At 72.4% G+C, this 16993-nt stretch carries 17 protein-coding genes; 11 read left to right on the forward strand and 6 right to left on the reverse strand.

The window, feature by feature from the left end:
• Window positions 1-97 precede the first annotated feature (97 nt).
• Both AB0873_RS25935 and AB0873_RS25940 read right to left on the reverse strand, forming a co-directional pair.
• Window positions 98-388 carry a DUF1905 domain-containing protein gene (locus AB0873_RS25935; RefSeq protein WP_155334109.1) on the reverse strand — a complete coding sequence of 97 codons (291 nt, stop codon included), beginning with the start codon at window positions 386-388 and terminating at the stop codon, window positions 98-100.
• A gap of 8 nt (window positions 389-396) precedes the next feature.
• Window positions 397-618: a VOC family protein gene (locus AB0873_RS25940; protein ID WP_366602853.1), complete on the reverse strand. Its 222-nt coding sequence runs from the start codon at window positions 616-618 to the stop codon at window positions 397-399.
• Between the two features lie 118 nt (window positions 619-736).
• Between AB0873_RS25940 and AB0873_RS25945 the strand changes: the two genes are divergently transcribed.
• Window positions 737-1171, forward strand: a complete 435-nt coding sequence (locus AB0873_RS25945; RefSeq protein WP_155331028.1) for a VOC family protein — start codon at window positions 737-739, stop codon at window positions 1169-1171.
• 128 nt (window positions 1172-1299) lie between these two features.
• Here AB0873_RS25945 and AB0873_RS25950 read toward each other — a convergent pair whose 3' ends face one another.
• The gene (locus tag AB0873_RS25950; RefSeq protein ID WP_155331027.1) at window positions 1300-1686 is read right to left on the reverse strand and encodes a VOC family protein; all 387 of its coding nucleotides are present in this window, start codon (window positions 1684-1686) and stop codon (window positions 1300-1302) included.
• A gap of 150 nt (window positions 1687-1836) precedes the next feature.
• Here AB0873_RS25950 and AB0873_RS25955 point away from each other — a divergent pair, with 150 nt between their 5' ends.
• Window positions 1837-2364: a hypothetical protein gene (locus AB0873_RS25955; protein ID WP_366602817.1), complete on the forward strand. Its 528-nt coding sequence runs from the start codon at window positions 1837-1839 to the stop codon at window positions 2362-2364.
• 168 nt (window positions 2365-2532) lie between these two features.
• Here AB0873_RS25955 and AB0873_RS25960 read toward each other — a convergent pair whose 3' ends face one another.
• Entirely contained in the window at window positions 2533-3747 is a 1215-nt protein-coding gene (locus AB0873_RS25960; RefSeq protein WP_366602819.1) for an MFS transporter, read from the reverse strand.
• Window positions 3744-5315 (reverse strand): AMP-binding protein, encoded by a 1572-nt coding sequence (locus tag AB0873_RS25965; protein ID WP_366602821.1) that lies wholly within the window; start codon window positions 5313-5315, stop codon window positions 3744-3746. The genes AB0873_RS25960 and AB0873_RS25965 overlap by 4 nt, the downstream gene beginning before the upstream one ends.
• A gap of 261 nt (window positions 5316-5576) precedes the next feature.
• On the opposite strand from AB0873_RS25965, the gene AB0873_RS25970 reads away from it, so the two are divergent.
• The 8 genes from AB0873_RS25970 (at window position 5577) to AB0873_RS26005 (ending at window position 14402) form a co-directional block, all read left to right on the forward strand.
• Window positions 5577-6875 carry an SGNH/GDSL hydrolase family protein gene (locus tag AB0873_RS25970; protein ID WP_366602823.1) on the forward strand — a complete coding sequence of 433 codons (1299 nt, stop codon included), beginning with the start codon at window positions 5577-5579 and terminating at the stop codon, window positions 6873-6875.
• A gap of 63 nt (window positions 6876-6938) precedes the next feature.
• On the forward strand, window positions 6939-8165 hold the full coding sequence (locus tag AB0873_RS25975) for a cytochrome P450 (protein WP_366602825.1): 1227 nt from the start codon (window positions 6939-6941) through the stop codon (window positions 8163-8165).
• Window positions 8162-9133, forward strand: a complete 972-nt coding sequence (locus AB0873_RS25980) for an alpha/beta hydrolase (RefSeq protein WP_366602827.1) — start codon at window positions 8162-8164, stop codon at window positions 9131-9133. Before AB0873_RS25975 ends, AB0873_RS25980 begins: the two co-directional genes overlap by 4 nt.
• A complete protein-coding gene (locus AB0873_RS25985; RefSeq protein ID WP_366602828.1) occupies window positions 9126-10259 on the forward strand; it encodes an alpha-hydroxy acid oxidase in 1134 nt (377 codons plus the stop codon). The genes AB0873_RS25980 and AB0873_RS25985 overlap by 8 nt, the downstream gene beginning before the upstream one ends.
• Window positions 10202-11575 (forward strand): PLP-dependent aminotransferase family protein, encoded by a 1374-nt coding sequence (locus tag AB0873_RS25990; protein ID WP_366602855.1) that lies wholly within the window; start codon window positions 10202-10204, stop codon window positions 11573-11575. The genes AB0873_RS25985 and AB0873_RS25990 overlap by 58 nt, the downstream gene beginning before the upstream one ends.
• A gap of 67 nt (window positions 11576-11642) precedes the next feature.
• Window positions 11643-11921 carry a hypothetical protein gene (locus tag AB0873_RS25995; RefSeq protein ID WP_366602830.1) on the forward strand — a complete coding sequence of 93 codons (279 nt, stop codon included), beginning with the start codon at window positions 11643-11645 and terminating at the stop codon, window positions 11919-11921.
• Between the two features lie 213 nt (window positions 11922-12134).
• Complete coding sequence (locus AB0873_RS26000; RefSeq protein ID WP_366602856.1) at window positions 12135-13073, forward strand: TerC family protein; 939 nt, start codon at window positions 12135-12137, stop codon at window positions 13071-13073.
• A 78-nt stretch (window positions 13074-13151) separates the two neighbouring features.
• On the forward strand, window positions 13152-14402 hold the full coding sequence (locus tag AB0873_RS26005) for a serine hydrolase (RefSeq protein ID WP_366602832.1): 1251 nt from the start codon (window positions 13152-13154) through the stop codon (window positions 14400-14402).
• 53 nt (window positions 14403-14455) lie between these two features.
• Here the strand turns inward: AB0873_RS26005 and AB0873_RS26010 are convergent, their stop codons facing one another.
• Window positions 14456-15478 carry a LacI family DNA-binding transcriptional regulator gene (locus tag AB0873_RS26010; protein ID WP_155331925.1) on the reverse strand — a complete coding sequence of 341 codons (1023 nt, stop codon included), beginning with the start codon at window positions 15476-15478 and terminating at the stop codon, window positions 14456-14458.
• Window positions 15479-15691: 213 nt separating this feature from the next.
• Between AB0873_RS26010 and AB0873_RS26015 the strand changes: the two genes are divergently transcribed.
• Entirely contained in the window at window positions 15692-16990 is a 1299-nt protein-coding gene (locus AB0873_RS26015; RefSeq protein WP_155331926.1) for an extracellular solute-binding protein, read from the forward strand.
• The last annotated feature ends 3 nt before the right edge of the window (window positions 16991-16993 follow it).

Genomic DNA, 16993 nt, shown 5'->3' on the forward strand with positions numbered 1-16993 from the left:
GCGGTCACTTACCGAACGTGACGCCCGATCGACGGCAGTTGCGGGTTCCGCTGAGCGGCGGGCAGCTGACTCCGTGGCGGGACGATCGGCGGGAGTGTTATCCCGCACGGACGACCAGGCGGACGTGCACGACGTCGTTGAGTTCGATCTCCTCTTTGTTGCGCACCGAGTCCCGCAGCGGGAGCACGTAACCGCCGTCCTTGGGGAACAACGCGGTCCGCCATCGGCTCCGCCCGAGCCGAACCTCGACGGGCACCATGCCCCAGCCATAGGTGACCCCCGACGCCAACTGGCGCACTACGTCGGCCCACTCGCGCGGGACCGTCACGAAGTGGTACGGCGACGGCCCTCGCCAATCCCACACCACGCCCTCGAACTCGCACTCCATCACGGCAATCAGGCGACGCAGAACTCGTTGCCCTCGGGGTCCTGCATGACGACGTGTCCCAAGGCGTCGCCGTACCACTCCTCGCGGACCACCGTCGCGCCGGCGTCCACCAACTCGGGCACCTTCTGCCGGATCAGTCGTGCGCGCTCGGCCATGTCGCAGGGGCCCGGGCCCGCCACCCGGACGTCAACATGCATCCGATTCTTGGCGGACTTGCCCTCGGGGCATATGGAAAGAAAAGGACATCTTGCCCGAGTTGGTCAGGGCGGCCTTCGGAAACCAAGTACCGATCGGTATTGGTCTCGGGGCGGCCTATGGCGGCGGAAGAGCCTGCTTTAGGGTGAAGCCATGAAGTCGATCAAGAAGTTCCAGGTCACTTTCGACTGCAAGGAGCCTGGGCGCGTCGCTCGATTCTGGTGCGAGGTGTTGGGGTACGTCTTGCCGCCACCACCGAAGGGGTTTGCCAGCTGGGAGGACTACAACCTCGCCCTGCCGTCCGAGCAGCGGGACGCATGGTCGGCCTGCATCGACCCCACCGGCGTCGGCCCGCGACTGTTCTTTCAGCGCGTCCCAGAAGGCAAAGTCGTAAAAAATCGGCTGCATCTCGATGTGCGGACCGGCGCCGGGCTCGTGGGCGCCGAGCGTCTGGCCGTACTTGAGGCCGAAGGCGCACGGCTGATCGCGCTCGGCGCGACACCTGTGCTGCTGCAGCATGCCGATGAGGAAAACGAGTCGTGCTACACGCTGCAGGACATCGAAGGCAACGAGTTCTGCCTCGACTGAGTGCCGCACATGCCGGCTTCGCAGTCAACCGGTGCAGTTCGCCATCGCGAGATCCGGGTGCGGAATCCGACAGTCTCCGGTCCGGCAAGCGCGATTTCAGGGATTGTTGAATCGAGGAAGCCCGAGGATCAGGCGACGCAGAATTCGTTGCCTTCCGGGTCGGCCATCGTGACCCATGTATGTGGCCCCTGCCGGCCATCCCACAGCTTCATCGCACCACGAGCGATCAGCTTCGCGACCACCTCAGGGTGGTTCTCGGCCCCGACCCGAATGTCGAAGTGCAGCCGGTTGTGTCGCCGCACCGATTCGGGATCGTCGTCTCTTGGTTCACGAACTCTCCCCTCAGGCACCTTCAGGAAACCAATGGCGGGCCCCCTGCCATCTGGGTCGACGATGGACGCGTTGTCAGGCTCATCGAAACCAGGTTCCCTGACATAGCCGAGAGCAAGCGCCCAGAAAGCAGCGATCCGCTGGGGATCGTCGGCATCGCACCCCAGGGTCCAGTGGGTCGCCATGGCGTCAACGTACGCGCGCCAGGACACCCTGTCATCGGCATGATCGTGCGCTTAGCGGCGCCTGCCACCGTAACGATCTGTAACGATCGGATCGCCGCATAAGCGGATATCGGCTGGCGCGACGTGCAGCCCGTGAGCCATGGTCTGGGCGTGATCGTCATCCAGCGGGTGCGCGTGCGATGGAGCGCGACTGGGCGCGGTGCGCCACAGGCCGACGCCCGTCGAGGACTCAACCGCCCGTTGATACTTACTGCGCCGTTGCCAACAGGCGATGTTGTGGTCCATGACGTCCTGGCTGATGAGGCCGCCAGCTACGCACGACGCGCCGACGTACTGGCCGGCGGCGTGAGCATCGCCCGCAGCCTCGCTCTGTGGCTCACCTTCGACGGCTCGGCGGTAACCGTCGAGCGCCTGCCCGGCGGGGCGGCGTTTCCCCGGACGGGAGTGTCGACTCAGCTGTTCACCCTCACGCACGGGCAGGTCGGCAGGTATAGAGCCAACTTCCGGTTCCGGTTCACCGACTGCGCGTGCGACCCCAGCTGGTACTACGAGGACTGGGTGCTCCATGTGAGCAACGGCGATGTTGCACACGACCGGTTTCTGAGCGGCGAACCGGACTGCGATGTCGACAACCGTGTCCATCTTTACGGCGGCCCTGCGCGCCGAGGTAACCGCTAGCAGCCGCCCATCCACACGCGGCCGATAACCCCTCGCCTTCTGCACGAAGAGTGCACCGCCGCGCCGCACCTTGATGTTCTCCGTCATGCTGTCCCTCTCTCGTTCGCGGTGTTGGCCACAAGACACCGCCAGGGGGACTGGCGTAACTGGACGCGGGTGGCCGACTCCTCACACCTCGGCAGGCGCGGGGCGGGGTTGCGGGCGGAGCGCGGTCGCCAGGGGCACGGCCGTGACGACGAGCGTGAACAGCGCCGCCGCCATCAGCGCCGGCCCGAGGCCCAGGGCGGTGACCGACCAGCCGCCGAGCAGAGCGCCCAGCGGCAGCCCGGCGAACGCCAGCGAACCGGCCAGCCCGATCACCCGGGTCTGCAGGTCGGCCGGGGGCCGCTCGTACAGCGCCACCCCGAGCAGCGGGTTGACCACGGCGATGCCGATGCCGGACACGAACGTCACGGCGAGCACCACCGACAGGTCGTCGCTGAGCGCCAGCACCAGCAGCCGGGGTGGGCCGCTGACGGCCGCACCGACCGCGAACGTCAGGTCGCGGCGCAGCCGGGAACCGAGCGCGGTGAACAGGAGGTTCCCCAGCAGCGCGCCGGCCGAGAACGCCCCGAGCACCAGCCCCAGCCCGGCCGGGGTGCCCAGCACGTCGGCCACCCACAGCGGGATGTACACGGCGATGCTCGCGTTCACCACCATGTTGAGTGCCGAGATCACCAGCAGCATGCCGAGCAGCGTGTGGTCCCGCCCGAGGTAGCGGAAGCCGCCGCCGAGCGCCCGTAGGTAGCCCTGGGTGGCGGTGGCCGGGGCGCCGGCCGGTGCCGGCGGGCGGACCAGCGCCGCCACGATCAGCGCGCAGACGGCGAAGCTCGCCGCGTCGATGAGGATCGCCCAGGTCACCCCGAACCACCAGATGAGCAGCCCGCCCAGGCCGGCCCCGAGCAGGGTGACCACCCGGCCCAGCCCGTCGTAGACCGAGGTCAGCCGGATCAGCTTCACCCCGGCGGCCTCGGCGACCGGGCGGAACATGACGTGCTTGATCCGGTCGCCGACGCCGCGCAGCGTGCCCACCACGGCGACCAGGGCGACCAGGGCGCCGAAGCCGATCCAGGGGGTGAGTGCCACGGCCACCATCAGGCCGGCGCTGCCCACGTCCGCGAGGATCGACGTGCGGCGCAGCCCGATCCGGTCGGCCAGCGGCGGCCCGAGCGCGCTGGAGAGCAGATACGGCAGCGTCTCGGCCGCCGCGACCAGCCCCATCTTCGTCGGGCTGCCGGTCGTCTCCAGCACCAGCCAGGGGATGGCGACGACCGAGATCCGGCTGCCCAGGTTGGACAGCAGGTCGGCGCCGACTAGGGCGACCAGCTCCCGCCGGGCGGTCACGCGCGGCTGCCGATCGAGGCCTCCGGATGCTCGACGGCCGACGGGTGCTCCGCCGCGTACCGGGCGCGCAGCGCCCGCTTGTCCACCTTGTTCGACCGGTTCAGCGGCAGCGCGTCGACGAACGCCACGCCACCCGGCGCCCAGGTGTCGCTGAGCGTCGCGGTGACCAGGTCGATCAGCTCGGCGCCGGTCACCGCCGCGCCGGGCGCGGGCACGACGTACGCGTACGGCAGTTCGCCGGCCACCTCGTCGGGCACGCCGATCACCGCGGCGGCGCGGACGGCGGGGTGCGCGGCGAGCGCGTCCTCGATCGGCCGGGAGTAGATCGGCCAGCTGCGCTGCCGGGTGAGGATCCGGTCCTGGAGGCGGTCGACCAGGTAGAGGTAGCCGTCGGCGTCGAGGTGCCCGATGTCGCGGGTGCGGACCCAGCCGTCGACCAGCGTGTCGGCGGTCAGCTCGGGCTGCCCGTGGTAGCCGGCGAAGCGCAGCGCCGTGTGCACCCACACCTCGCCGTCCACACCGGTGGGCAGCACCGTGCCGTCCTCGGCCCGGATCTCGATCCGTACGTCGCCGTACGGCTTCCCGCACGAGCGCAGCCGCTCCGGATGGGCCGGGTCCTCGGTGAGCCCCTGCTGGGCGCTGACGACGACCGCCTCGCTGAGGCCGTACACGATGCGCAGCACCGGGCCGAAGCGCGCGATCGCCTGCCGCAGCCGGGCGGGGGCGGCGGGCCCGGCGCCCACGTTGAACATGAACATCGACGAGAAGTCGGCGCCGGGCAGGTCGGGGTGGTCGAGCACCTCGTACAGCATCGGCGGGGTGACGAAGGTGGAGGTGATCCGCTCGGCCGGGACGGTGCGGACGAACGCCGTCGCGTCCCACCCGTCCCGCGGGAACAGCACGCCGCCGGTGAACAGGTTGAACAGTGTCGTGATCTGGCCGCTGGCCAGCCACATCGGCGAGTACGACAGGTGCCGCAGCAGCGGGAACCCGGCGGCCCGGAAGTCGGCGGCGAGGGCGAGGATCTGCGCGTAGAAGCTCTCCCGGTGGTGCACCAGTTTCGGGGTGCCGGTGGTGCCGGAGGTCTGGAGGAACGACTCCGGCACCGGCACGTCGACGGGAAGCGCGGACGCGTCGGGGCCGGCCGTCAGGTTCAGGTCGACGCCGAGGCCCAGCACGGGTACGCCCGCCAGCCCGGCGGCCAGCTCGCCGCCCACGTTCGCCGGGTCGCGGGGGTCGTGGACGAGGGCGTCGGGGCGGGCCAGCCGGACGAACTCGTCGATCTCCCGGCGGGAGGTGACCGGGGCGACCCACATCGTCCGGCAGCCCAGCAGGTGCAGGGCGAGTTGGACCAGCGGTGCCTCGACCGGGTTGCCGAGCGACACGAGCACCGCGTCGCCGGGGCGTACGCCGTGCCGGACCAGCATGGCGGCGAACCCGCGTACCGCGGCGTGCACGTCGGTGTAGGTGAGCCGGCGCCCGCCGCCGACGAGGGCCTCGCGGTCGCCGTACCCGGCGAACAGGTCCAGTGCGCGGTGCACGTACCCCGGCTGTGGTCGGTCGGTCATCCGGACGCCCCCATCCTCGCACGCCGCGTGGTGCGGAAACGGCGTGCGCGGCTGCGGCGACCGCGCCGCCACCCGCAGCCTAGGGTGACCGGGCGAGGACGGACAGGAGCCGAAGGGGCCTCCGGCGGGCCCCGGCGGGACATTTGATCACGTCGATCAGGTCGATTGACGCCCGTCAGCGGCGGCGGCTAGGTTCCGGACCATCGCCCAGGTGAACGCCGTCGACGGACGGGGTTCTGGGCTGCCGACGATGGAGGTTCAATGTCGACCCCGAAGAGATGGCATGTCGTCACCGCCGCGGCGGCGCTGCTGGTGGCGGGCACCCCCGCCGTGGTGGCCAGCGCCGGTCCGTCCGCCGGGACGGAGCGCGGCCGGACGACCTGGGCGGCCAGTTGGGCGACCGCGGTAACCCGCGGCAACGCGACCGGCCTGACCAACACCGGCCTCAACAACCAGAGCGTCCGCATGGTCGTGCACACCACCGTCGGTGGGCCGGTCCTGCGGGTCCGGCTCAGCAACATGTACGGCGAGCAGGCCGTCAAGGTCGGCCGCGCGACCATCGCCCGCCCGAACACCGGCACCCCCGACGACGTGTCCGACATCGACCCCGCGACGCTGCGCGAGCTGACCTTCGGCGGCGCCACCTCGGCGACCATGAACCGCGGCGCCGAGCTGCTCAGCGACCCGGTCGCCTTCCCGATCGGGGATCAGCAGGACCTGGTGCTCACCGTCCACTTCCCGACCCCGACCGGCCCGGTGACCTTCCACGGTCAGTCCCGGCAGACCAACTTCATCGGCGCCACCGACCTCACGTCGGCCGCCGACGGCGCCGGCTTCACCATCCGGCCGAACTGCTGCTGGTTCTTCCTGTCCGGCATCGACGTGCAACGCCGGCACAGCCCCGGCTCGGTGGTGGTCTTCGGTGACTCGATCGCCGACGGCAACGGCAGCACCGTCAACGCCAACAAGCGCTGGCCGGACCTGCTCGCCGACCGGCTCATCGACGCCCGCCCCGACGTCCGCACCCCGGGCGTGCTGAACGCCAGCCTCGCCGGCAACCGGCTCAACCACGAGGGCCCGGAGCCGGGCGCCGGCGGCTTCCCCGGCTACCACGAGCTGGGGCCGAACGCGCTGGCCCGGCTCGACGAGGACGTGTTCGCCCAGACCGACGCCCGGACGGTGATCACCCACCTGGGAATCAACGACATCTGGATGTCGGGCGACTCCGCCGACGCGGTCATCGCCTCGCTGCGGCAGATCAACCAGCAGGTGAAGGCGCGCGGGCTGCGCAGCCTCGTGGCCACCCTCACCCCGTACGAGGGCCACGGCAACCCGGGCGTGTGGACGCCGGAGAAGGAGGCGACCCGGCAGGCGGTGAACGCGTACCTGCGAAGCAGCACCGAGTTCGACGGGCTGCTGGACTTCGACCAGGTGCTGCGCGACCCGGCGCAGCCCAGCCGGCTGCTGCCCGCGTACGACTCGGGGGATCACATCCACCCGAACGACGCCGGCAACCAGGCGATGGCGAACGCCGTGCCGTTGCGGCTGCTCGGCCTGTGACCCCCGGTGCGGGCGGCGGGGGAGCCCGCCGCCCGCACCACCGCATCCTGGCAAGGAGCATCCATGGTGGACGTCCAGCAGCTGCTGACCCGTCTCTACAGCGACGAGGGCCGGCAGGACCCGTATCCCACCTACGCCGGGCTGCACGGGCTGGGGCCGATCACCGCGCTGCCGCCCCGCCCGGAGCACCGGGCGATCGCCGCCGTGGCGGTCGGCTACGACCTCGTCGACGCGGTCCTGCGGGACCCGGAGTGGTACAAGCAGCCCCCGCCGGGCTGGGAGGACCAGGAGATCCTGCGGACCTTCCAGACCTCGATGATGTTCGTCAACCCGCCGGACCACGGCCGGATGCGGCACGTGTTCGCCGGCGCCTTCACCCCGCGCCGGCTCGGCGCGCTCGAACCGGTGATCCTCCGGGTCGCCGACGAACTGCTGGACGGCATGGCCGACGCCGGGGCCGGCGGAACCGACTTCGTCGCCGACTTCGCGTACCCGTTGCCGGCCCGGGTGATGGCGGAGTTCATCGGCATCCCCGAGGCCGACCTGTCCTGGTACCGGGAGCGGGTCGACCGGATCGACGAGTTCCTGGACGTGGCCGGCAAGACCCCGCAGCGGCTCGCCGCCGCCAACACCGCCGGCGCCGAGCTGCGCGCCTTCTACGCGGGCCTGCTGGCCCACCGCCGTCGCAACCCGGGGGATGACCTGATCAGCGGGCTCGTGGAGGCGGTCGACGCCGGCGGTGTCGAGTTGACCGAGGACGAGCTGATCAGCAACCTGATCGTGCTGTTCAACGCCAGCTTCGTCACCACCGTCTACATGTTCAGCAACGGCCTGCCGCTGCTGCTGGCCCACCCCGAGGTGGCCGCCGCGCTGCCCGGCGACCCGGAGCTGACCGCGGGCGCCGTCGACGAGATCCTGCGGCTGGAGGCGCCGGTGCACTTCCTGGCCCGGGCCGCTCCGCGCGACGCCGTACTCGGCGGCGTGCCGATCGCCCGCGATCAGAACGTCCTGCTCGTCCTCGCCGCGGCCAACCGCGACCCGGCCCGGTTTGCCGACCCGGACCGCTTCGACCCGCGCCGCCCCGGCCCACCGTCGCTGGCGTTCGGCATCGGCCCGCACTACTGCCTCGGCGCCGCCGTGTCCCGCCTGGAGGGGCGGCTGGCGCTGCCGCGGCTGCTGTCCCGCTTCCCCCGGCTGCGCGTCGAGGAGCCACCGACCTACAGCGGCAGCCTGTTCCTGCGCGGCATCGACAAGCTCCTGGTCGACACCGGGGGAGAGGAGCGACCGTGAGCCTGCATCCCCAGGCCGTGGCGTACCGGGCCGCCCGGGCGGCCGCCGGCACGCCACCGCTGTACACCCAGACCCTCGCCGAGGCGCGCGCCGCCGACCTCGCCGCGATCCGCGCCGGCTCCGGCGTGGTCGAACCGGTGCACGAGGTACGCGACACGCACGTTCCCGGCCCGGCGGGCGACGTGCCGGTCCGGATCCACCGCCCGGCCGGCCCGGGACCGCTGCCCACCCTGCTCTGGTTCTTCGGCGGCGGGTGGACGCTGGGCAGCGTCGACACCGCCGACGGGATCTGCCGGCGGCTGGCCAACGCCGTGCCGTGCCAGGTGGTCACCGTCGGCTACCGGCTCGCCCCCGAGGCCCCGTTCCCGGCGGCCGTGCATGACTGCCACGCGGCGCTCCGTTTCGTCGCCGCGCACCCGGCGGAGTTCGGCGCCGACCCGGAACGCCTCGCCGTCGGCGGGGACAGCGCGGGCGGGAACCTCGCCGCCGCGGTCACCCTGCTGGCCCGCGACACCGGTCCCCGGCTGGCGGCGCAGCTGCTGGTCTACCCGAACACCGACCAGACCGCGGAGCCGGCCGGTGACGACGACCCGCTGCTGTTCAACCGGCGCTCGGTCGCCTGGTACCGGTCGCACTACCTGGCCGACCCGGCCGACGCCCGGGACCCGCTCGCCTCGCCCCTGCTCGCCGACGACCTGGGCGGGCTGCCGCCGGCGCTGGTGGTGACCGCCGAGCACGACCCGCTGCGGGACGAGGGCGAGCGGTACGCCGACCGGCTCCGCGACGCCGGGGTGCCGACGACCCGCACCCGGTACGCCGGGATGGTCCACGGTTTCTTCGCGATGCCCGGCACCTTCGACGACGGCCGGCGCGCCCAGGACGAGGCCGCCGCGTTCCTGCGCGAGCGGTTCGGGCTCACGGAACCGGCGGTGCCGGCCCCGGCCGGGACGGTGACCGGCGATGTCTGAGACGTCCCTGTCGAAGCCGGACGTGCCGCTGGGCGAGCCACCCGCCCCCGCCGGACTGGCCGACTTCGCGGACCTGGCGCGGGCGGTGCTACCGCCGGAGGTGTGGGACTTCGTCGACGGCGGCAGCGGCGCCGAGACCACGCTCGCGGCGAACCGTCGCGCCCTGGACCGGGTCGGCGTGCTGCCCCGCGTGCTGCGCGGCGTGGCCACCCCGCGCACCGAGGCTCGGCTGCTCGGCGCCACCCACGCGCTGCCGGTGGCGGTCGCACCGATGGCGTACCAGCGGCTGGTGCATCCCGACGGGGAGACCGCGCTCGCCGGCGCGGCCGGTGCCGCCGGCGTCCCGTACGTGGCGAGCACGTTGAGCAGCGCGCCGATCGAGGAGATCGCCGCCGCCGGCGGGACGGTCTGGTTCCAGCTCTACTGGCTGCGCGACCGGGGTCTCGTCACGGACCTGCTGGACCGGGCCCGGGCGGCGGGCTGCGCCGCGCTGGTGCTCACCGTGGACGTGCCGATCCTCGGCCGCCGGCTGCGCGACGTGCGCAACTCGTTCGCCATCCCGCCGCACGTCATCGCCGCGAACCTGCCCGCCGGCCGGGACGACCTGGCGCACGCCGCCACCCCGGGCGTGTCCGCCGTCGCCGCCCACACCGGCGAGGTCTTCGCGCCGGCGGTGACCTGGGCCGACCTGGACTGGCTGCGCGAGCGTACTCCGGTCCCGCTGGTGGTGAAGGGCGTCCTCGACCCGCGCGACGCCGTCCGCGCGGCGGAGGCCGGGGTGGACGCGGTGGTGGTCTCCAACCACGGCGGGCGGCAGCTCGACGGCGCACCGGCGAGTGTCGCCGCGCTGCCCGGGGTGGTCGAGGCGGTTGCCGGCCGGTGCGAGGTGTTGCTCGACAGCGGTGTCCGGGGCGGCGTCGACGTGTTGCGCGCGCTCGCCCTCGGCGCGCACGGCGTGCTGGTGGGCCGCCCGATGCTCTGGGCGCTCGCCGCCGGGGGCCGCTCCGGCGCCGAGACCGCACTGTCGCTGCTGGCCGGCGAGTTCCGGGACGCGCTCGCGCTGGCCGGCTGCGCCGACCCGGCCGAGGCCCGGGACCTGCGGACGACGACGGTGGAGTGCGCATGACCGTGGACCTGCACGTGGCCGACCTGCACCCGGCCCTCGACGACGCCGCGCTGAACTCGATGAACTTCCTCAACGAGGTGGCGCAGCACTACCCGGATGCGGTGTCGCTCGCCGCCGGGCGGCCGTACGAGGAGTTCTTCGACGTCGCGGCGCTGCACCGGCACCTGGACACCTTCCGCCGGCACCTCGCCGACGACCTCGGGCAGACCCCGGAGCAGGTCCACCGCACCCTGCTCCAGTACGGGCGGACCAAGGGGATCGTCCACCACCTGGTCGCCCGCAACCTCGCCGTCGACGAGGGGCTGACGGTCGACCCGGAGGCCCTCGTCGTGACGGTCGGGTGCCAGGAGGCGATGTTCCTGGTGCTGCGGGCCCTGCGCGCCGGCCCGGACGACGTGGTGCTCGCCGTCGCACCGACGTACGTGGGGCTCACCGGCGCGGCGCGGCTGCTGGACCTGCCGGTGCGCCCGGTGGCCAGCGGGCCGTCCGGGGTGGACGCGGGTGACCTGCGTGCCGAGGTGCGGCGCGCCCGGGCCGAGGGGCTGCGCCCGCGCGCCTGCTACCTGATGCCGGACTTCGCCAACCCCTCGGGGACGAGCGTCGGCGTGGCCGGGCGGCGCGCGTTGCTGGACCTGGCCGCCGAGGAGGACCTGCTGCTGGTCGAGGACAACCCGTACGGTCTCTTCCCGGCGGGGGACGCCCGGCGGCTGCCCACGCTCAAGGCGCTCGACACCGCCCGCCGGGTGGTCTACCTGGGCTCGTTCGCGAAGACGGTGCTGCCCGGCGCGCGGGTGGGCTACGTGGTGGCCGACCAGCGGGTGGCCGGTGCGGACGGCACGGTGGGCCTGTTCGCCGACCAGCTCGCCAAGATCAAGAGCATGGTCACGGTGAACACCTCGCCGATCGCCCAGGCGGTGGTCGGGGGTGCGCTGTTGGAGCACGGGTGCAGCCTGGTCGCCGCCACCGTCCGGGAGCGGGCCGCGTACACCCGGAACCTCCATCATTTGGTCGACGGCCTGGGGCGGCGCTTCCCGGCCGGGTCGCCGGTCCGGTGGACCGTGCCCACCGGCGGCTTCTTCGTGGTGGTGACCGTGCCGTTCCCGGTCGACGACGCGCTGCTGCACCGCTCGGCCCGCGAGTACGGGGTGCTGTGGACGCCGATGGCGCACTTCTACGACTCCGGCACGCCGGTCCACGCGCTGCGGTTGTCGGTCAGCGCCGTCACCCCGGCCGAGATCGACGCCGGCCTGGACCGGTTGGCCGCGCTCGTCGCCGACGAGACGGCCCGCCGGGGCGTCTCCGTCCCGGTCGGTTGACACACCGCGTTCACCGCACGGCAATACGCTACCGCCCGCGTTCCGCCGTCCTCGGTGGACACTCATAATGATGGCCATGGTCGCCTGGGAGTACGCCCTTCTGGTCCGCCGCTATCAGGGGCAGGGCCGCAATTTCCACGTCAGCTTCATCTGGTACGCCCCCGACGGGACGCGCCGGGACGTCACGGCGTACGGCGACACCGCGATCGCGCACCTCAACCGCGTCGGGCGTGAGGGGTGGGAGCTGGTCTCCGCGGCCGAGGACGTGAACAACGTGCAGGGCAGCACCGAGGTGCACCGCTACCACCTGAAGCGCCCGTCGGCGGAGGCCCCGTCCGGACGCTAGACAAGCGAACTATGTTTCGTGAATAATGATGCGTAGTTCGATGGGGAGTACCCGACACCGACGCGCCGTCGTCAGTACGGCGCCGCCCGTTCCGTGCCGTGCCACGGGGCTGGCGGCCCCGGCGGCGCGGGCCGCCGCGCCGGCGGTCCGGGGAGACCGTCGGCCGGAACGCCGGCGATCCGCGCCGGCCGGTCGAGGGGAGTCGGGATGTCCCTGTCCGTACCGTGGTGGGCCTGGCTGGCGCTGACCGCCGGCATCGCGCTGATGCTCGCGGTCGACCTGTTCCTGCACCGGGACAACCACGTCATCGAGTTCCGCGAGGCCGCGGTCTGGTCCGCCGTCTGGGTCGCGGCCGGCCTCGCCTTCGGCGTCCTGCTGTGGTGGTGGCAGGGCGACGAGGCGGCCGGCGCCTACTACGCGGGTTACCTGATCGAAAAGGCGCTCTCGGTCGACAACGTCTTCGTCTTCGCGCTCGTCTTCACGTACTTCGCGGTCCCGGCCGCGTACCAGCACAAGGTGCTCTTCTGGGGCGTGATCGGCGCGCTCGGATTCCGGCTGGTGTTCATCTTCGTCGGCGCCGAACTGCTGGAGACGTTCTTCTGGACCGCGTACGTCTTCGGCGCGTTCCTCGTCTGGACCGGCTGGAAGATGGCCTTCCGCCACGACGAGGAGGTCCACCCCGAGCGCAACCTGGTGGTGCGGCTGGTCCGCCGGCTGATCCCGACCGATCCCCGCTACCACGGGGAGCGGTTCTTCATCCGCGTCGACGGCCGGCGTGTCGCCACCCTGCTGTTCGTCGTCCTGATCGCGGTCGAGGCAACCGACCTCATCTTCGCCATCGACTCGGTCGCCGCCGTCCTCGCCATCACCACCAGCACGTTCATCGTCTGGACCGCGAACGCCTTCGCCGTGCTGGGCCTGCGCAGCCTCTACTTCTGCCTGGCCGGGCTGCTGCGCCGGTTCACCAAGCTGCACTACGGGCTGGCGGTGCTGCTCGCCTTCGCCGGCGTGAAGCTGATCCTCTCCGAGACGCCGGTCGGCAAGCTGCCCATCCCGGTGACCCTCGGCGTCATCGTGGTGACCCTCGCCGTGTCGATCGGGTGGAGCCTCGTCGCCACCCGCGACGCGCGGCCGGTGGGCGCCGATCGGTGACCCGGCTGAACCTCTCCCGGCCGGCGGCCGTGTCAACTAGGGTCTGACGTGATCTTGTCGACGAGGGAGTCGGAGGACATGAGAGTTCGGCTGCTGGCGGCTGCTGCGAGCATCCTTCTCCTGCCGGTCGCGGTCCCCACGGCGGCCGCGGCCGCGCCGGGGCGTACCGCCGTCGCCCCCGATGTGCCGTGCCCGCGCGTCGCCGTGCCGGCGCCCGCGCCGTCGCGTCCGCCCCGCCCGACGCCGCCCCCGGCGGTCGCCGAGGACCGGGCGGTGGGCGGGGCTGCGCTGGCCACCGAGGGCCTCGTCGTCCCGTCCGGCGCGCCCCGGCCGCCGGGCGTGACCGCGACGTCGTGGCTCGTCGCCGACCTGGACACGGGACAGGTGCTGGGCGCCTGCGGCCCGCACGAGCACGCCACCCCGGCGAGCGTGCAGAAGTTGCTGCTGGCCGCCGCCGTGCTGCCGCGCCTCGATCCGGAGCAGGTCGTCACCGTGACCCGGGAGGACCTCGACATCGAACCGGGCTCCTCGGCGGTCGGCCTGGTCGTCGGCGGGCGTTACCGGGTCGAGACGGTCTGGCTCGGCCTGCTGCTCCAGTCCGGGAACGAGGCGGCGAACGTGCTCGCCCGCCTCGGCGGCGGCGCCGACGGCCGGGCCGGCGGGGTCCGGGCGATGAACGAATTCGCCCGCCACCTGGGCGCCCGGCAGACGCATGCGGTCACCCCGTCCGGACTGGACGGGCGGGGGCAGTTCACCAGCGCGTACGACCTCGCCCTGATCGCCCGGGTCTGCTTCGCCGACCCCACCTTCCGGCGGTACGCGCTGACCGGGACGCACCAGATCCCCGCGCAGAGCCGGCCCCGCACCAAGGGTTTCCAGATCCAGAACGAGAACCCGCTCATCCGCCGCTACCCGGGTGCCCTCGGCGGCAAGACGGGCTTCACCGACCTGGCCCGCCACACGTACGTGGGAGCGGCCGAGCGGAACGGCCGGCGGCTGGTCGTCACGTTGCTGGGCGCCGAGTCCCGACCCGCCCGGGGCTGGGAGCAGGGTGCCGCCCTGCTCGACTGGGGCTTCGCCCTGCCCCGGGACGCCGCCGTCGGCCGGCTGGTCGAGCCGGGTGAGCTGGACGCCGCGGCGTCCGCCGCGCCACCGGCCGCCGGGGACGCCGCCCGTCGGGTGGCCGCCGGTGATCCGCTCCCGGAGGGGCTGACCGGGCCGGGGCCGCTGATCGTCGCGGCGGTGGCCGGGGTGGCCGGCCTGCTGACGCTGGTGGTGCGCTCGGCCCGGTCACCCCGGAGACGCCGCCGGGGCCGGCGCCGCGCCTGACCGCCGAAAGTTCCGTCGCTCTACCGGAAGCGTTCCGGCGGGGTGGGGAGGGCTCAGGAACCCGGTGGAGGGGCGGAGCTGTCCCGGACGACGAGCTCGGTGGCGAGCTCCACCCGGGGTGAGTCGATGGTCTCGCCCTGCGCCAGCCGCAGCGCCGTCCGCGCCGCCAGCCGTCCCATCTCGACGAGGGGCTGGCGGACGGTGGTCAGCGGCGGCGACGCCCACCGGGCCTCGGGCAGGTCGTCGAAGCCGACCACGCTGACGTCGTCCGGCACGCGCCGGCCCCGGCGGCGGATCGCCTCGTACACCCCGAACGCCATCTGGTCGCTGGCCGCGAAGATCGCCGTTGGCGGGTCGTCGAGGTCGAGCAGGGCCGTCCCGGCGGCGAACCCGGAGGCGTGGTAGAAGTCCCCGGGCCGTACCAGGCGGTCGTCCACCGCCACCCCGGCCGCCTCCAGCGCGGCGCGGTGCCCGTCCAGGCGGGCCCGGCTGCACAGCAGGTGCGGCGGGCCGGCGACGAAGCCGATCCGCCGGTGCCCCAGGGAGAGCAGGTGCTCGGTGGCGGCGAGCCCGCCCGCCCAGTTGGTCGCGCCGACCGTCGGCACGTCGGTGGCCGGAACACCGGCCGGGTCGACCACCACCACCGGCACGTTGAGCCGGCGCAGTTGGGCGTGCAGCGGCGGGCTCAGGTGCGAGGTCACGAAGATGACGCCGTCGGTGGCCCGGGCCCGCAGGTTCTGCAACCACTGCCGGGCGGATGCCGGCTGGCGGTGGATCGCCGAGACGACGGTGCCGACGCCGGCGCCGTGCCCGACGTCCTCGACACCCCGGATGATCTCCACGGCCCAGGGGCTGTCCAGGTCGTTGAAGACCAGGTCGAGCAGGCCGGCGCGGTGCACGGTGCGGTTGCCCGGCCGCCGGTAGCCGTGATGGCGCAGCAGTTCCTCGACGCGCTCCCGGGTCTCCGGTGCCACGTCGGACCGTCCGTTGAGCACCCGGGAGACGGTCGGCACCGAGACGCCGGCCTCCCGCGCGATCGCGGTGATGGTCACCCTGCGTCCCTCGTCCGTGTCCACCCGCGCCTCCTTCACCGACCGGGAAGACCGGCCAGGCATCACCGCAGCTCCGGAACGGCTCGCCCGTCCCACGGTCATCTTGCCCCACGGATGGGGGTTGACGACATGCCGGGGCGGTTCTAGCGTGCGAGCAAGTTACGGAAACGTTCCGGAAGTTTATCGGACACCTTTCGGTCCGCCCACCCCCAACCCCCACCAACGAAAGGCCTCGATATGAGACTACGATCGCGGCTCGCCCGCGCCGTCGCGGTCGGCGCCGCCCTCGCCCTGACACTGCCGCTGGCCGCCTGCGGTGGCGACGACGCGGGCGGTGAAGCGGACCAGATCCGCATCCTGGTGTACGGCGACGCCACCAACAAGGTGGAGACGCAGATCGTCGAGACGTTCAACAAGACCTCGAAGGTCAAGGCCGTCCTGGACACCATCCCCGGCGCCGACTACCAGACGAAGCTCCAGACGATCATCAACACCAACCAGGCGCCGGACGTGTTCTTCAACTGGGGCGGCGGCAGCATCGCGCCGTTCGTCAAGGCCGACCTGCTCCTACCGCTCGACGACATGATCGCCAAGGACCCGGGTCTGAAGGAGAACTTCCTGCCCTCGGTGTTCGACAGCGCCGTGGTCGACGGCAAGGCGTACGGGATCCCGATGCGGGGCACGCAGCCGGTGCTGCTCTTCCACAACAAGAAGGTCCTCGCCGACGCGGGTCTCACGCCGCCGAAGACCTGGGACGACCTGCTCAACGCGGTCAACGTCCTCAAGGCCAAGAAGATCACCCCGATCGCGCTCGGCGGCGGCGACCGGTGGCCGACCCAGATGTGGTACCAGTACCTCTACGACCGGGTGGCCGGTCCCGAGCTGTTCCGCTCGGCGCTCGGCGGTGACAAGAGCGTCTGGGAGAGCGCCGAGAGCCGCCGGGCCCTCGACCTAATGCGCCAGCTCACCGACGCCGGCGCCTTCGGCACCAACTTCGACTCGGTGAAGTGGACCGACCAGGGCTCGCCGACCCTGCTGGCCACCGGCAAGGCCGGTTTCGAGCTGATGGGCTCGTGGGCGTACTCCACCCACCAGGACTCCAAGCCGGAGTTCGCCAAGAACGACCTCGGGTGGACCGCCTTCCCCAGCATCCCCGGCGGCAAGGGCGACCCGCGCAACGTGGCGGGCAACACCAACAACTTCTACTCGGTGCTGAAGAAGACCAAGCACCCGGAGGCCGTGGCCGAGTTCCTCAAGCTCATGTACTCCGACGAGTTCGTCCAGGCGCAGCTCGGCATCGGCAACCTGCCCACCACCGTCAACACCGAGAAGTTCCTCGACACCGCGGGGAACCCGGAGTACTCGAAGTTCCAGTTCGAGTTGGTGAAGCAGGCGCCGTCGTTCCAGCTCTCCTGGGACCAGGCGTACCCGCCGGCCGCCACCACCACCATCCACCAGGCGGTGCAGCAGTACACCAACGGGCGGATGGACGCCGACGGCTTCATCAAGGCCATGCAGTCGCTCCAGGCCGGCTGACGG

Source organism: Micromonospora sp. NPDC047707 (assembly GCF_040704235.1).
In the GTDB taxonomy this organism is placed as follows: domain Bacteria; phylum Actinomycetota; class Actinomycetes; order Mycobacteriales; family Micromonosporaceae; genus Micromonospora.

Excerpts from the sequence above, each read along its gene's own strand:
- AB0873_RS25935 (WP_155334109.1), bottom strand. The coding sequence starts at position 388 with ATGGAGTGCGAGTTCGAGGGCGTGGTGTGGGATTGGCGAGGGCCGTCG.
- AB0873_RS25945 (WP_155331028.1), top strand. The coding sequence starts at position 737 with ATGAAGTCGATCAAGAAGTTCCAGGTCACTTTCGACTGCAAGGAGCCT.
- AB0873_RS25950 (WP_155331027.1), bottom strand. The coding sequence starts at position 1,686 with ATGGCGACCCACTGGACCCTGGGGTGCGATGCCGACGATCCCCAGCGG.
- AB0873_RS25965 (WP_366602821.1), bottom strand. The coding sequence starts at position 5,315 with ATGACCGACCGACCACAGCCGGGGTACGTGCACCGCGCACTGGACCTG.
- AB0873_RS25970 (WP_366602823.1), top strand. The coding sequence starts at position 5,577 with ATGTCGACCCCGAAGAGATGGCATGTCGTCACCGCCGCGGCGGCGCTG.
- AB0873_RS25975 (WP_366602825.1), top strand. The coding sequence starts at position 6,939 with ATGGTGGACGTCCAGCAGCTGCTGACCCGTCTCTACAGCGACGAGGGC.
- AB0873_RS25985 (WP_366602828.1), top strand. The coding sequence starts at position 9,126 with ATGTCTGAGACGTCCCTGTCGAAGCCGGACGTGCCGCTGGGCGAGCCA.
- AB0873_RS25995 (WP_366602830.1), top strand. The coding sequence starts at position 11,643 with ATGATGGCCATGGTCGCCTGGGAGTACGCCCTTCTGGTCCGCCGCTAT.
- AB0873_RS26005 (WP_366602832.1), top strand. The coding sequence starts at position 13,152 with ATGAGAGTTCGGCTGCTGGCGGCTGCTGCGAGCATCCTTCTCCTGCCG.
- AB0873_RS26015 (WP_155331926.1), top strand. The coding sequence starts at position 15,692 with ATGAGACTACGATCGCGGCTCGCCCGCGCCGTCGCGGTCGGCGCCGCC.